Below are 14,980 nucleotides of genomic sequence, written 5' to 3' on the forward strand. Positions count from 1 at the left end.
CCGCACGCTCCCGTCCCCCTGCGGGCGCCCCGCCATCTCACGCGCCCCCGGGAGGCGCGCCGGCGGCAGCCAGCGCCGTCAGCTCGGCCACCCCGTCCGGCCCCACCGGACTCTGCGGGAACTCGGCGATCACCTCCAGGGGCATCCCGGCGAGGAACCGGGCCATCACCGGGTCCTCCATGGCGCCGGCAGCAGCCCCCGCCTCGGCGCGGGCGGCCAGGAACCTCTCCATCAGCAGCGGCCCCCCGACCGGGTGGTTCAGCCATTCGGCGACCGTGCTGCGGCCGCTCAGCGCGATGCCCGAGGGGTCACCTTCCACACGGATCACGGCCGACTGCCGGATGTCGCGGGAGGACGCGCAGGCCTCGATGCCGTAGTCGCCGCCCTCGACCCGCCACGCGCCCTCGCGTGCGCTGTAGTGGGCGAGTTCGCCGCGCGCCACCTCGACGGACACCTCCTGGCTCTCACCGGGGGTGAGGGTCACGGACGCGAAACCGCGCAGTTCCCTCGGGGGACGGGCGACCGCGGACCCGGGCGGGCCGCTGCTGTAGATCTGGACGACCTCGCGTCCGGGGCGCGCACCCGTGTTGGTGACGGTGACGGTCACGGAGAAGGTGTCCCCGGTCTGTACGACGCGCAGGCCGGAGTAGGAGAACGTCGTGTACGACAGCCCGTGGCCGAACGGGAAGGCGACCTCGCGGGCCCCCGCGTCGTACCCCCGGTACCCGACGAACACGCCCTCGCCGTAACGGACGTGACCCTCCTCTCCGGGGAAGGAGAGGTGGCTGGGCGAGTCCTCCAGGCGCAGCGGGACGGTCTCGGCCAGTTTGCCGGAGGGGTTGACGGTGCCGAAGAGCACCCGGGCCAGCGCACCGCCTCCCGCCTGGCCGAGCAGCCAGCCCTCGACCAGTGCGGGCACGGTGTCGTGCCAGGGGGCGGTGCGCACCACACCGCCGTTGGACAGCACGACCACGACGCGCGGATTCGCCGCGACGAGGCGTTCCAGCAGCCGCAGCTGACCGTCCGGCAGGTCGATGTGGCCGCGGTCGAAGCCCTCGGACTCATCGGCCGCCGACAGGCCCAGGAAGACGACCACGGTGTCGCAGCCGGCCGCCAGGCGCACGGCTTCGTCACTCAGCGCACCGGCGGCGTCCGCCGTCGGAGCGTCCGCCGCGCCACCGGGGACCGTGTAGCCGGGGGCGAAGTCGACGCGGGTGCCCTCGGCCAGTCCACGCAGGCTGTCCAGAGGTGTGTCGAGCCGGGTCGGGGTGACCTGGGAGCTGCCCGCACCCTGGTAGCGCGGCGTGCGTGCCAGCTCGCCGATGACGGCCACGCTGCCCCTCGAAGGGTCGAGCGGAAGGACGTTCCCTTCGTTCTTGAGGAGTACGACGCACCGGTCGGCGGCCTCCCCGGCGAGACGGTGGTGCTCCTCGGCCGGCATGCGGCCGCCGGGCCGTCCGCCCCCGGCCGCCCTCCGGGCGAACAGGGCCAGGCGCTCGACGGAGGTGTCCAGCACCGACTCCTGGAGCTCTCCCGCCGTCACCGCGGCGACGACCTCGGCGTCGGTGCGCCCGTGCGTGCCCGGCATCTGGAGGTCGAGTCCGGCGCGGAGGGCGGCCACCCGGTCGCGTACGGCGCCCCAGTCCGACATCACGATGCCGTCGAAGCCCCACTCGGTGCGCAGGATGCCGGTGAGCAGCCGGGTGTTCTCGGTCAGGGGAGTGCCGTTGACCGCGTTGTAGGAGCACATGACGGACCAGGGGCGGTCGCGGCGGACGATGCGTTCGAAGGCCCGCAGATAGATCTCGCGCAGCGGCCGCTCGTCGATGTCGGCGCTGACGCGCATGCGGTCGGTCTCCTGGTTGTTCGCCGCGTAGTGCTTGAGTGCCGCGCCGACGCCCGACTCCTGGAGTCCGCGGACCATGGCGCCGCCCAGTTCGGCCGTGAGCAGCGGGTCCTCGGAGAAGTACTCGAAATTCCGTCCGCACAGCGGGGACCGCTTGATGTTGATGCCCGGTCCGAGCAGCACACGGATCCCGTGCGCGGTCGCCTCGTCCGCCAGCGCACCGGCGACACGGCGGGCGAGCTCCGGGTCCCAGCTGCTGCCGAGCGCCACGGCGGGCGGGTAGCACGTGGCCGGTGCGGCGCTGTGGAGATCCACCTGGCCCCCGTCGCCGCTCTCCTTGGGGAGCCGCAGCCCGTGCGGACCGTCGGACAGGGTGACGGCGGGGATCCCCGCATCCGGAACGGCCGTCGTGACGAAGTCACCGGCGCCACTGGTCAGGGATGCCTTCTCGGCGAGGGAGAGCCGTGGAGCGGCCGGTTCCACGGCCGGGGGAGGCGGGGTCTGCTGGGTCATGCGGCACCTAAGGGTCGGGGCGGGAGAAGCGGTGTGGCGGCATCCGGCCGGTCGGGCGGGCCCGGTCCGGTGACCGCGCGATCTGAAAACCGTAAATTGATCGGTTTTGGACGTCAAGGGTTCGCGCCCTCGCGTCAGCCGTACGGCGGACGGGGGCGCCGCACGGCGTCGTGACCGCTGCGGGACCCCTTGACGACTAGAAACCGTTCAACGTACGGTTTTCGCGCTCGAGCAGCGCCGCTCCGGGACGTGCAGTGCACCCCGTCCTGAGGCCGCGCCTCTTTTCCAGCAACGAAACGAGGAACGGTCATGCCTCCTGTCAGTCAGCCGTATGCACGGAACACACTCCTGGGTCCCCTCCGCCGGGCGGCACGCGTCACGTTCGCCGCCGCCACCGTCATGGCGGCGCTGGCCGCCTCCGCCGCCTCCGCCACCGCCGGCCCGGCGGAGGAACGCCAGGGTGCGGGAGACCGGGAGGCCGTCCGGTACGTCGCACTCGGCGACTCCTTCAGCTCCGGACCGGGCATACCCGAACAGACCGACGTGACCTGCGGCCGCTCGGCCAGGAACTATCCCTCCCTCATCGCTGCGGAGCTCGGCGCGGTGTCGTTCACCGACGCCACCTGCGCGGGGGCGGACACCAGCCATATGACGAACCCGCAGGAGACGGTGCCCCCGCAGCTCGACGCGCTCGAACCCGACACCACCCTCGTCACCCTCGGCATCGGCGGCAACGACCTCGATCTGACCGGGATCCTCACGCGCTGTGTCGTCCTCGGCCAGCTGGCCCCGTACGGCGCGCCCTGCAAAACCAGCTACACGCTGCTCGGCACCGACGAGATCGGCTCCCGCATCGCCTCCACGGCCCCCGGGGTCGCGTCGGTGCTGGCGCAGATCCACGACAGGTCACCGCAGGCCAGGGTGCTGGTGGTGGGATATCCCGCGATCTTCCCCGACGACGGGACGGCGTGCCGGGCGACGGTGCCCCTCGCGACCGGGGACTTCCCGTGGATCAGGGACAAGCAGAAGCAGCTCAACTCCATGCTCGCGCAGCAGGCGGAGGAGCGGCAGGACGTGTACGTGGACGCGTACACGCCCTCCGTCGGGCACGACGTGTGCAAGCCGGCGGGCGTCCGCTGGATCGAGCCCGGGGACACGGCGGAAGCGGCAGGGTTCCACCCCAACGCCGCCGGGCACAGAAGCACGGCCGATGCCGCACTCGCGACGCTCACGCGCTGACGGGGCTTCTTCCCGCCCCGTCGTCGGGGGCGAGTCCGAGCCCGGCCAGGAAGGCGCGCACCAGCGCCTCCATGGGCACGGCCTCGGGCTCCAGCAGCCACTGCGTCTGGAGGCCGTCCATCAGTGCGAGCAACTGGACGGCCACGACGGCGGGTTCCACGTCGGCGGGAGGATCCGCCTCGGCCCGGAGCGCCCCGACGAGTTCGGTCAGCTCCGCCCTGACGACGCGGTAGCGCTCCTTGAAGTAGTGGTGCGCGGGGTGGCCGGGGTCGGTCGCCTCGGCCGACAGCTTCGTGTAGAGCGCGACCATGCCGTGCGTACGGCTGTTGCGCACCACCAGGTCGACCAGGCCGCGCAGGCGGTCGGACGCCCGGGCCGGTGTTCCCGGCCGGACGATGCCGGGGAAGACGGTCCGTGCGTCGGTCCGGTCCCGCCGCGCCAGCACTTCGAGGAGCATGGCCTCCTTGCCGGGGAAGTGGTGGAGCAGCCCGGCGTGGGTCATCCCCGCATGCGCGGCGATGTCGCGCAGCGAGACCGCGTTGAAGCCGGTGCGGGAGAACAGCTCCGCCGCCGAGTCGAGGATGCGGGCGCGGGTGCGCTCACCCTTCGACCGGCGCTGCGGGGCGTCCTCGGGTCGGTCGTTCACCTCGGCGGCCTCCTGCCGTCGCGGGGCGGCCGTCCACCCCACCGCTCGCACGGTCGGCTCACCATGCCTGCCCTGACCTGCGAATTCGTCATGCGCCCCAGGAATTTACCAGGCGGATGAACTCTCCCCGTAAAAACCTACCAACTGGTTGATTCCGTGTGTAGGCTCACCGCCACTCTCACCCGGGACGTCCTTCCCCGGCCCTCCAGACGGAGCGAATCTCATGAGCAGAACCACTCGGACCGGGGCTCTCGCCGCTGCCCTGGCGATCTCCCTCGCCCTCGCGGGATGCGCGGGCCCGGGCACCAGGAGCTCCGGCGGCTCGCAGCTGGACATCGCCACGCTGAGCTTCCCGCAGAGCCTCGACCCCGCGCACGCGGTCGGCAGCGCGCTGCCGTTCTTCCAGGCCACCTACGACACCCTGGTCAAGCGGGAGCCGGACGGTGAGTTCAGCCCCATGCTCGCCACCGGGTGGACGTACAACGACGACGCCACCGAGCTCACCCTCACCCTGCGCGAGGACGTCGAGTTCGCCGACGGCACCGCCTTCGACGCGGCGGCCGTCAAGGCGAACATGGAGCACTTCAAGAAGGGCGGCGGCGCCGACGCGAAGTGGCTGAACGACCTGGAGACGGTCGAGGTCGTGGACCCCACGCACGTGATCCTGCGGCTCAAGCAGGCCAACCCGGCCATGCTGTTCTACCTGAGTGACGCGGCGGGCCTGATGGCCAACCCGGCGAAGTTCGCGAAGGCCGACAGCCTCAGGACCACCCCCGACGGCACCGGGCCCTACCGTCTCGTCAAGGCGAGGACGACCATCGGGACCAAGTGGGTCTACGAGCGCAACAAGGACTACTGGGGCGAGAAGCTGCCCTACGAGAACCTCACGATCAGCTTCTTCGACAACGAGACCGCGATCGTCAACGGCATCAGGACCGGCCAGGTCAACGCGGCCCTCCTGCAGAACGCCGACCAGCAGATCAGTATCGAGGCCGACCCCCGGGTGAAGACGACCGAGCAGGAATTCGACTTCCAGGGACTGCTGCTGTTCGACCGGGCCGGCCGGCTGACCCCCGCGCTCAAGGACCCCCGGGTCCGTCAGGCCCTCAACCTCGCGATCGACCGCGGGACGATGCTCTCCACCATCCGGCAGAAGAGGGGCAAGGCCACGAGCCAGGTCTTCGGCCCCGGCACGCAGGGGTACGACCCGGAGCTGGACACGTACTACTCCCACGATCCGGCCAGGGCCAAGAGCCTGCTGAAGGCGGCGGGCCACCCCAAGGGCTTCACGCTGAAGCTCCCCCGGATCGCCGCGATCGTCAACGACGCCCTCGCCGCTTCCCTCGCCACCGACTTCAAGGCCATCGGCGTCGATCTGGTCTGGGACGACCTCGACGGCGGCTCGGCCGTCCAGAAGGTTTTCACCGACCGCGCCTACTCCGGCATGGTCATGAACATGGGGCAGTCCTCCTCCGACTGGGTCGTCGTCAACGAGCTGGTCACTCCCGGTGCCTTCAACATGTTCGGTACGACGGACGCCACGGTGCGCAAACTGATACCGCAGATCCAGACAGGCACGGGAGCGGAAGCGGAGCAGGCCGCGAAGGCGCTCAACGCACACCTGGTCCAGGAGGGCTGGTTCGTGCCCTTCTACCGGATGTCCTACCTGCACGTCTCGGACGGCACGGTGGAGATCACTCCGCAGTCCGGCATGGCCGTGCCGTCGATATACAACTACGCCCCCGCCTCATGAGGCCCTGCCGGGGGCCGTCGGCCAGGTGCGACAGCCCCCGGCGGCCGGCCATGGACAACCGAGTGCCGAACAGATACCGAGTGCCATGCTGAAATTCATCGCCCGACGGATCGCGGCGGGGGCCGTGCTCCTGGTCGTCATCTCCTTCCTCTCCTACCTGCTGCTGTCGGTCCCCGACGCGGACGTCGGCAGGCAGCTCCTCGGCCAGGGCGCCGACCAGGCCGCCGTCGACGCCAAGAACGCCTCGCTCGGCCTGGACCGGCCCGTCCTCACGCAGTACGCCGACTGGCTGGCGCACGCCGTCCGCGGCGACCTCGGCACCTCCTGGTTCACCAGTGAGGACGTCGGGACCGCGGTCGCGGGCCGGCTGCCGGTCACCGCGAGCCTCACGCTGGGGGTCACGCTCGTCACCACCGTCGTGTCGTTCCTGCTCGGCGTCTGGGCGGGTGTCCGGCGCGGTGCGGCCGACCGCTTCGTCCAGGTCCTCGGGGTGATCGGATACGCACTGCCGGGCTTCCTCGTCACCCTGGTGATCGTGCTGGTCTTCGCGGTCAACCTGAACTGGTTCCCGGCGATCGGGTACACCGCGTTCACCGAATCGCCCGGCGGGTGGCTCTCCACCATCACCCTGCCGGTCCTGTCCCTCGCGGTCGCCTCCGTCGCGGGGGTCTCGCAGCAGGTCCGGGGCGCGGTCGTCGACGTACTGCGCCAGGACTACGTCCGTACCCTGCGCGCCCGCGGCCTGCCCACCTCCCGGATCGTCTTCCGGCACGTCCTGCGCAACGCGTCCGCACCGGCGCTCTCGGTCCTCGGCATGCAGTTCGTCGGCCTGCTCGGCGGTGCGGTGCTCGTGGAGCAGATCTTCGGCCTCCCCGGTATCGGCAGCATGACCGTCACGTACACCACCCGCGGCGACATTCCCGTGATCATGGCGCTGGTCATGTTCACCGTGATCGGTGTCGTCCTGATCAACCTCCTGGTCGACACCATGATCGGCTGGCTCAACCCGAAGGCGAGGGCCGCATGAGCGAGAACCTCCCGGCCGCCGTGCCCACCGGTCCCCGTCCGTCCGCGCCCGCCCCCGGCACCTCCACCGCCCGGCCCGCGCCCCCGGCGGACGGCAGTCTGCGCAGGCTCCTGCGCAACCCGCTCGGCGCGGTCTCCGCGGGAGTGCTGCTCCTGCTCGTCGTCGCCGTCGTCCTCGCACCCCTGCTCGCACCGCAGGCCCCGGACGTCTCCTCGCTCGGCGACGCGTTCGCCGCGCCCGACGGAGCACACCCCATGGGCATGGACTCCGCGGGCCGGGACATCCTCTCGCGCATCCTGTACGGCGGACGCAGCACACTCGGCGGCGCGGTGGTCGCCCTGGCGATCGCGCTCGCCCTGGGCGTGCCGTCCGGACTGTACGCGGGCTACTACGGCGGCCGGTTCGACTCCGTCGCCAACTGGGCCGTCAACCTCGTCATGGCGCTGCCCGCGATGGTGGTGCTCCTCGCCTCCCGCGCCATCCTCGGCCCCGACGTCCTCGTGCTGATGATCGTGCTCGGGGTGCTCGTGGCCCCCGGCTTCTTCAGGCTGGTCCGCGGCATCGTCGCCAACGTCCGCAAGGAGCTCTACGTCGACGCCGCCAAGGTGTCGGGGCTTTCCGACACCCGCATCGTCGCCCGGCACATCCTGATCGTCGTCCGCGGCCCCCTCATCATCCAGGTGGCCCTCGTCGCAGGGATCGCCATCGGCCTCCAGGCCGGTCTGGAGTTCCTCGGCGTCGGCAGCGGTTCGGCGGCGACCTGGGGAGCGATGCTCAACGAGGCGTTCCAGAACATCCAGCGCGCACCCCTGCTCATCCTGTGGCCCGGACTCGCCCTCGGCCTGACCAACGGCAGTCTCGTCCTGCTGGCCGGGGCGCTGCGCGACGTACTGGAGGACCGCGGCGGCGAGCCGGCCGGACGGCGCCGCGGACGGCCCCGCACCCGGACGGCCTCCCCGGCGCCCGAGGTCCTTGACAGGCCGTCGGAAGCGGCCGCGCTCCTGTCGGTCCGCGGTCTCACCGTCGCCTACGACCGCCCGGACGGCACCGGCAGAGAAGTGGTGCACGGCATCGACCTCGATGTCCACCCCGGTGAAATCGTCGGCCTGGTGGGGGAGTCGGGCTCCGGCAAGACCCAGACCGCCTTCTCGGTGCTCGGGATCCTGCCCGAGGGCGGCCGGATCGGCTCGGGCAGCATCATGATCGAGGGACAGGAGACCGTCGGTCTGCCCGAGCGCGCTCACCGCGCGCTGAGGGGAGGCACCGTGGCCTACGTCCCGCAGGAGCCGATGAGCAATCTCGACCCCGCCTTCACCGTCGGCAGCCAGCTCATGGAACCCATGCGTCACGTCCTCGGCATCTCGCGCAAGGAGGCAGCTGTCCGGGCACTCGACCTGCTGCGCCTGGTGGAGATCCCCGACCCCGGGCGGACGATGCGGCTGTACCCCCACGAGATCTCCGGCGGAATGGCCCAGCGCGTCCTGATCGCCGGCGCGATGTCCTGCGATCCGCGCCTCCTCATCGCTGACGAACCCACCACCGCGCTGGACGTCCGGGTCCAGGCCGAGATCCTCGGTCTGCTGCGCAGGCTCCAGCAGGACCGCGGCCTGGGCGTGCTGCTGGTGACCCACGACCTCGGGGTGGTGGCCGACCTCTGCGACCGCGTGGCCGTGATGAGCGACGGCCGGATCGTCGAGACCGGAACCACCGATCGGATACTCCGCTCCCCTCAGGACCCCTGTACCCGGGCACTGCTCGGCGCCGTTCTCGACGAGGCCCCGGCCCGGGAGCCCTGGCAGCCCCGAGAGGCGAGGAAGACCACCGCATGACCGACACCGGCACCACCGCATCCGCCCTCCCCGACGCCCTGCTGCGGATCCGGGATCTCCACGTCTCCTATCCGGGCAAGGGATGGCGCGCCCCGCGGACCGAGGTCCTCAACGGGGTGTCCCTCGACATCAGACCGGGTGAAACCCTGGGGCTGGTCGGCGAGTCGGGCTCGGGCAAGACGACGATCGGACGCGCGGTCCTCGGGCTCGTCCCCACCCGTTCCGGGAGCATCACGTTCGACGGTGAGCGCATCGACACGGCGGGGCCTTCACGCCGCCGTGAGCTGAGCCGCGACCTCCAGGTCGTCTTCCAGGACCCGTACACCTCCCTGAACCCCTCCCTCACCATCGGGGACACGCTCAGCGAGCCGCTCCTGGGGCACGGTATGGGCGCCCGCGAGGCGCGCGGCCGGGTGGGCGACCTCCTCGCGCGGGTCCACCTCCCGTCGGACGCGGCCGGCCGTCTGCCCCGGGAGTTCTCGGGGGGCCAGCGCCAACGGGTCGCCATCGCCCGGGCACTCGCGCTGCACCCCCGGCTCGTGATCTGCGACGAGCCGGTGTCCGCACTCGACCTGACCACCCGGCGGACGGTCCTCGAACTGCTGCTGGAGATCCAGGAGGAGACGGGTGTCGCGTACCTCTTCGTCACCCACGACCTCTCGGTCGTGCGCTTCATGAGCCACCGGGTGGCGGTGATCAAGGGCGGATCCCTCGTGGAGACGGGTGACGCCCATGCCGTCACCACCGGTCCCCGGCATCCCTACACCCGTGCTCTCATGCTCTCCGCTCCCGTGGCCGACGTCACGCAGCAGCGGCGCCGCAGGGAGTCGGCGGCCCTGCTCGGCCGGGGCACCGGCGCACCGGCGGTGAACCAGGGCTGATCCACCGGTCAGGCTCCGGGAACCCGCCGGCCGCGCTCCGCGCGTCCGGACGCTCCGCGCGTAGACTCCCCCTTCCCAAAGCCCGGGAAGCAGTCCAGGATTGTCCCTCCGCGACTCGCGTCCCATGAGCCGTGGCAGCAGGCCGGGGGCTGCCCGATGTGGAAAGCTCTGCCCGGAGGACGTCGCCGAGGGCACCGCCCGCCGCCCTTCCGCCCGCGCGCCGACCGCCCGGCGTACGCGGGCGGGCGGCTCGCCCGCCGGTCCGGCCACGGCATCCGTACCCGCGCGCCATGTGCCAGTACTTCGAGCAGGAGCATCTGTCATGGATTTCGGACTCGTCCTCCAGACCGACCCGCCCGCCTCGGCCGTCGTCGGACTCATGCGCCGCGCGGAGCGGAACGGGTTCCGCTACGGGTGGACCTTCGACTCGGCGGTGCTGTGGCAGGAGCCGTTCGTCATCCACAGCCGGATCCTGGAGCACACCGAGCGGATGGTCGTCGGCCCGATGGTGACGAACCCGGGGACCCGGACCTGGGAGGTCACCGCCTCCACCTTCGCCACGCTCAACGAGATGTACGGCAACCGCACCGTCTGCGGCATCGGGCGGGGGGACTCCGCGATGAGAGTGGCGGGCCGCAAGCCCGGCACGCTGGCCGAACTGGGTGAGGCCATCGAGGTGATCCGGGACCTCGCGGAGGGCCGGGAAGCCGTCATCGACGGACAGCCGGTCCGCATCCCGTGGGTGAAGGACGGCAGACTGCCCGTCTGGATGGGCGCGTACGGCCCCAAAGCCCTCGCGCTGGCCGGGCAGAAGGCCGACGGCTTCATCCTCCAGCTGGCCGACCCCTACCTCACGGAGTGGATGGTCAAGGCGGTGCGCCACGCGGCCGCCGCAGCCGGACGCGACCCGGACTCCGTCACCGTCTGTGTCGCCGCGCCCGCCTATGTGGGTGAGGACCTGGATCACGCCCGCGAACAGTGCCGCTGGTTCGGCGGCATGGTCGGCAACCATGTGGCCGACCTCGTGGCCCGGTACGGGGAGCACTCCGGCCTCGTGCCCGAGGCCCTCACGGCGTACATCGCCGGGCGCTCCGGCTACGACTACAGCCATCACGGCCGCACCGGGAACCCGGACACCGCCTTCGTCCCCGACGGGATCGTGGACCGCTTCTGTCTGCTGGGGCCGGCCGAGGCCCACATCGAGAAGCTCCGGGTCCTGCGCGAACTGGGCGTCGACCAGTTCGCCCTCTACAACATGCACGACGCGCGGGAGGCGACCATCGACGCCTACGGCTCCACGGTCATCCCCGCACTGACCGCCTGACCTCTCGCCGCCGGTTCCCCGGAACTGTTCCTTCAGGGGCGGAAGGTGCGGCGGTAGGTGTCGGGCGGGACGCCGACGGTGCGCTGGAAGTGGCGGCGCAGGGTGGTGGCGGTGCCCATTCCGGCGGCCTCGGCGACGGCGTCGACGGTGGTATCCGTGGTCTCCAGCAACTCCTGTGCCCGGCGGATGCGTTGGATGTGGAGCCACTGCAGGGGCGTGGTGCCGGTGAGGTGTTTGAAGCGGCGGGCCAGATGGCGTGAGCTCAGACCGGCCCGGCGGGCGAGGTCCTCGACGGTGAGGGGCTGGTCGAGGCGTTGGAGGGCCCAGGGGAAGAGCTCGTCGAGGGGGTGATCGGCCGGCCCGGGGACGGGGGTGGCGATGAACTGGGCCTGTCCGCCGTCGCGGTGCGGAGGGACGACCAGGCGGCGGGCGATCTTGTTGGCGCCGGCCGAACCGTGGTCGAGGCGGACCAGGTGCAGGCACAGGTCCATGGCGGCGGCCTTGCCCGCCGAGGTGAGGACGTCGCCGTTGTCGACGTAGAGGACGTCCGGATCGATGGTGGCGGCCGGGTGCCGCCGGGCCAGCTCCCCGGTGTGGGCCCAGTGCGTGGTGGCGCGCCTCCCGTCGAGCAGGCCGGCGGCACCCAGGACGAAGGCGCCGGTGCACAGTGAGGCCACCCGGGCACCCGCCGCATGGGCCGCGCGCACCGCGTCGACCAGTTCCGCCGGAGGTTCGCGGCCGGTGTCGGCCCAGCCGGGCACGAGCACGGTGTCCGCCCGCGGGAGGTGGTCGAGTCCGTGGTCGGGCTCCAGGCGGAAGCGGCCGATGCGCACCGGGCCGGGTCCGCAGAGGGCGAAGTCGTACCAGGGGTCCACGACGTGGGTCAGGTCGGCTCCGAAAACCTCGAGGGCCACGGACAGTTCGTAGTGGAGCATGCCTTCGGTGACGACCAGCGCGACGCGATGCATGTCCGAAAGTGTATGTGACATGTCGTTTCCGACGATCGCGCGGGGCCTGGCCGGAGGGACAGGATGGGGGTGTCAGGCCGCCGGCGGATCGGCATCGCAGCGGACGATCGAGTACACGGGAGCAGTCACATGGAGTCAGGCCGGCTGGTGGCGGTGTTCGGTGCGTACGGTCACACCGGACAGTTCGTGGTCGCGGAACTCGCCGCGCGCGGGTTCGTCCCGGTGCTGTCCGGGCGCAACGCGCGGGCGCTGGGTGAACTGGCCGACGAGTACGGGCTGGAGGCCCGGACGGCGTCGGTCGACGACCCGGCCTCGCTGGATGGGGCCCTGGCCGGTGCGGCGGCGGTCATCAACTGTGCCGGCCCGTTCGCTTCGACCACCGGCCCGGTGATCGAAGCCGCGCTCCGGGCCGGGGTTCCGTACCTGGATGTGGCCGCCGAGATCGAGGCCAACCTCGACACCTTCGCGCACTTCCGCGAGCGGGCCCGGGACGCGGGAGCCGTGATCGTCCCGGCCATGGCGTTCTTCGGTGGTCTCGGCGACCTGCTGGCCACCGCGGCGATGGGCGATTGGACCTCGGCCGACGAGGCCCACATCGCCTACGCGCTCAGCGACTGGCACCCCACCGCCGGCACCCGGCTGTCGGGCGCGGTCTCCCGCGAGCGGCGCGGCAACTTCCGCCTGCGCTACCGCGGCGGACAGTGGGAGCGCCGCACCGATGCCGCGCCCACCGCGGAGTGGACCTTCCCGGAGCCGGTGGGACGCCGTTCCGTGGTCGCGGAGTTCACCATGGCGGACGTCGTGACCGTCCCCCAGCATCTGGCCATCCCCGACGTGACCACCTACATGAACGCCGAGGCGGCCCGCGATGTCGCCGCCCCTGACACACCGGCCCCGGCCGCCGCCGACGGGAGCGGATGCTCCGGCCAGACCTTCCTCGTCGACGTCGTCGTCCGCTCGGGTGGCGCCGAACGCAGGGCCACAGCCGCCGGCCAGGACATCTACGCCATCACCGCGCCCCTCGTCGTCGAAGCCCTCGACCGCGTCCTCACCGGCCGCGTCCAGGCCGTGGGCGTCGCTTCCGCCGGCGAGATCTTCGATGCCCCTGACTTCCTGCGGGCGCTCGCCCCCCGTATCGCGTTCGACCCGCACTGCCAGGAGCAGCTCGCCTGACCCGTTCGGTCCGTCCAGCCGGCGGGCGCGCGCCCCGCGACGGCCGGCTTCCCGCCGGCGCGACCCGCCGGAGGAGCCCCGTGCCGCGTGCGGAGCGGTTCGGGGCCGTCGTCCGCGTGCGCCGCCGGGCCACCGCTGACGGAAGGTGCGCCCTGGTGCGCAGGCTCCGCAACTCCTCGCGACGCGCCGTCCGGCCGCAGCCGCTCCCTCGCGAACATCCCTGGTCAGGGTCTGTGCGGGGGAGATTCACCCCAGTCGGCGGGCGTACGCCCGCGCACGGTTGCGTGCACGGGGGCCCGATGTACGGAGGGTGAGGTTCGGCGGTGTTTTCGGCTACGGAGGGTGGGGGAGAGCTGCCCTGGAGTTCACCGGAACCCGACCGGAATCAAAGGGGAGACATGAAGAAGCTGTTCAAGAGGACCGCCGGCCGCACGCCGGCACGGAGTGCCGCAGCCGTCGGCCTGGCCGTCGCACTGGCCGTCCCGGCCACCGCCGCGGTGGCCGTCGCGCCCGTGGCCGCCATCCCGCCCGGCCTGTCGTGCGACACCGGCAAGCACGCGATCGACGACTACACCGGCTACGCGCTCTGCAGGAACAACGGCTCGACCACGCAGACCTTCTGGGTGCACCTGGTCTGCGGCTGGTCCCCCGACGTGGACGGTGAGCACGTCACCCTGCGGCCGGGCGCCTCCGGGCAGTCGACCGCCCACTGCGCCGGCCTCGGCACGGGGATCGGCGAGATCCACGTGCGGCCGTAGTCCCCCGTCGTCGGACGCCCGTCTCCCGCAGGGCCCTCCGCAGGGCGGTGGGAGACGGATCCCGATCCTCGTGCGGCGTGCTTGAGCGGGTCCCCACGCCTCGTTACTCTCCAGTAGACCCGCCCGGGCGGACTCCGGGCGGACCCCGGGAGCCGGTGCCCCGGCGGACGCGAAGAGGCGGTGGCGATGTCCTCAGCAGACCCCACGGAGCGGACCGGGCCGAGCAGGCCGACGGATCGGCCCGTACAGCCCGGCCTCACGGACTGCGCCCGGGAGCTCGCCGAGGGCCGGACGACCTCGTCCGCGCTGGTCGGCGCGGCGCTGGCACGCATCGAGGCGAGCCGCCACACCCTCAACGCCTTCCGGCAGCTGCGCACGGAAGCCGCGCTCGCCGAGGCGGCCGAGGCCGACCGGCGGCTCGAAGCGGGGGAGCGGCTCCCGCTGCTCGGGGTGCCGGTGGCCGTCAAGGACGACACCGACGTCGCCGGCATGCCCACCTACTTCGGCTGCGACGGCGCGCTGCCGCCCGCCACCGACGACAGCGAGGCCGTCCGCAGGCTCCGGGCCGCCGGGGCCGTCGTCGTCGGCAAGACCAACTCCTGCGAGCTGGGGCAGTGGGCCTTCACCGAAGGCCCGGCCTTCGGCATCACCCGCAACCCCTGGAGCACCGCGCACACGCCCGGCGGGTCGTCCGGCGGCTCCGCGGCGGCCGTCGCCGCCGGGCTCGTCCCGGCCGCCCTGGGTTCGGACGGTGCGGGCTCCATCCGCATCCCCGCCGCCTGGACCCATCTCGTCGGAATCAAACCGCAGCGCGGCCGGATCTCCGTCCACCCCCGCAGCGACGCCTTCCAGGGCCTCACGGTCAACGGCCCCCTCGCCCGTACCGTCGCGGACGCCGCCCTTCTCCTGGACGCCGCAGCCGGACCGCACCCCCGTGACCCGCACCGGCCGCCCGCCGTCGACGCGTCCGCCGCGGCCCGCCGCGACCCGGGCAGGCTGCGCATCGGCCTCTGCCTGCGGGCT

12 protein-coding genes are annotated in these 14,980 nt (G+C 72.2%); 9 read left to right on the forward strand and 3 right to left on the reverse strand.

Annotation, left to right across the window (positions count from 1 at the left end; genetic code table 11):
* Positions 1–37 precede the first annotated feature (37 nt).
* The gene (locus tag VN520_RS36880; protein ID WP_325751319.1) at positions 38–2,359 is read right to left on the reverse strand and encodes a glycoside hydrolase family 3 C-terminal domain-containing protein; all 2,322 of its coding nucleotides are present in this window, start codon (positions 2,357–2,359) and stop codon (positions 38–40) included.
* Positions 2,360–2,668: 309 nt separating this feature from the next.
* On the opposite strand from VN520_RS36880, the gene VN520_RS36885 reads away from it, so the two are divergent.
* On the forward strand, positions 2,669–3,598 hold the full coding sequence (locus VN520_RS36885) for an SGNH/GDSL hydrolase family protein (protein ID WP_325751320.1): 930 nt from the start codon (positions 2,669–2,671) through the stop codon (positions 3,596–3,598).
* Here the strand turns inward: VN520_RS36885 and VN520_RS36890 are convergent.
* On the reverse strand, positions 3,588–4,244 hold the full coding sequence (locus tag VN520_RS36890; RefSeq protein ID WP_325751321.1) for a TetR/AcrR family transcriptional regulator: 657 nt from the start codon (positions 4,242–4,244) through the stop codon (positions 3,588–3,590). The genes VN520_RS36885 and VN520_RS36890 overlap by 11 nt on opposite strands.
* Before the next feature lie 223 nt (positions 4,245–4,467).
* On the opposite strand from VN520_RS36890, the gene VN520_RS36895 reads away from it, so the two are divergent.
* The 5 genes from VN520_RS36895 (at position 4,468) to VN520_RS36915 (ending at position 11,058) form a co-directional block, all read left to right on the forward strand.
* A complete protein-coding gene (locus VN520_RS36895) occupies positions 4,468–5,997 on the forward strand; it encodes an ABC transporter substrate-binding protein (RefSeq protein WP_325751322.1) in 1,530 nt (509 codons plus the stop codon).
* An 85-nt stretch (positions 5,998–6,082) separates the two neighbouring features.
* Positions 6,083–7,024, forward strand: coding sequence for an ABC transporter permease (locus VN520_RS36900; protein ID WP_325751323.1), 942 nt, complete (start codon positions 6,083–6,085; stop codon positions 7,022–7,024).
* On the forward strand, positions 7,021–8,853 hold the full coding sequence (locus tag VN520_RS36905) for a dipeptide/oligopeptide/nickel ABC transporter permease/ATP-binding protein (protein ID WP_325751324.1): 1,833 nt from the start codon (positions 7,021–7,023) through the stop codon (positions 8,851–8,853). The genes VN520_RS36900 and VN520_RS36905 overlap by 4 nt, the downstream gene beginning before the upstream one ends.
* Entirely contained in the window at positions 8,850–9,734 is an 885-nt protein-coding gene (locus tag VN520_RS36910; protein ID WP_325751325.1) for an ATP-binding cassette domain-containing protein, read from the forward strand. Before VN520_RS36905 ends, VN520_RS36910 begins: the two co-directional genes overlap by 4 nt.
* Before the next feature lie 322 nt (positions 9,735–10,056).
* Positions 10,057–11,058, forward strand: a complete 1,002-nt coding sequence (locus tag VN520_RS36915) for a TIGR03842 family LLM class F420-dependent oxidoreductase (RefSeq protein WP_325751326.1) — start codon at positions 10,057–10,059, stop codon at positions 11,056–11,058.
* A gap of 32 nt (positions 11,059–11,090) precedes the next feature.
* On the opposite strand, the gene VN520_RS36920 is transcribed toward VN520_RS36915, so the two are convergent.
* Complete coding sequence (locus VN520_RS36920; RefSeq protein WP_325751327.1) at positions 11,091–12,026, reverse strand: helix-turn-helix domain-containing protein; 936 nt, start codon at positions 12,024–12,026, stop codon at positions 11,091–11,093.
* Between the two features lie 129 nt (positions 12,027–12,155).
* On the opposite strand from VN520_RS36920, the gene VN520_RS36925 reads away from it, so the two are divergent.
* The 3 genes from VN520_RS36925 to VN520_RS36935 all read left to right on the forward strand — a co-directional run.
* Positions 12,156–13,199 (forward strand): saccharopine dehydrogenase family protein, encoded by a 1,044-nt coding sequence (locus VN520_RS36925; RefSeq protein WP_325751328.1) that lies wholly within the window; start codon positions 12,156–12,158, stop codon positions 13,197–13,199.
* 398 nt (positions 13,200–13,597) lie between these two features.
* Complete coding sequence (locus VN520_RS36930) at positions 13,598–13,957, forward strand: hypothetical protein (RefSeq protein WP_325751329.1); 360 nt, start codon at positions 13,598–13,600, stop codon at positions 13,955–13,957.
* A gap of 186 nt (positions 13,958–14,143) precedes the next feature.
* The coding region (locus tag VN520_RS36935) for an amidase family protein (protein WP_325751330.1) at positions 14,144–14,980 on the forward strand (837 nt) is incomplete at its 3' end.

The sequence above is a fragment of the Streptomyces sp. genome (genome assembly GCF_035563135.1).
In the GTDB taxonomy this organism is placed as follows: Bacteria; Actinomycetota; Actinomycetes; order Streptomycetales; family Streptomycetaceae; genus Streptomyces.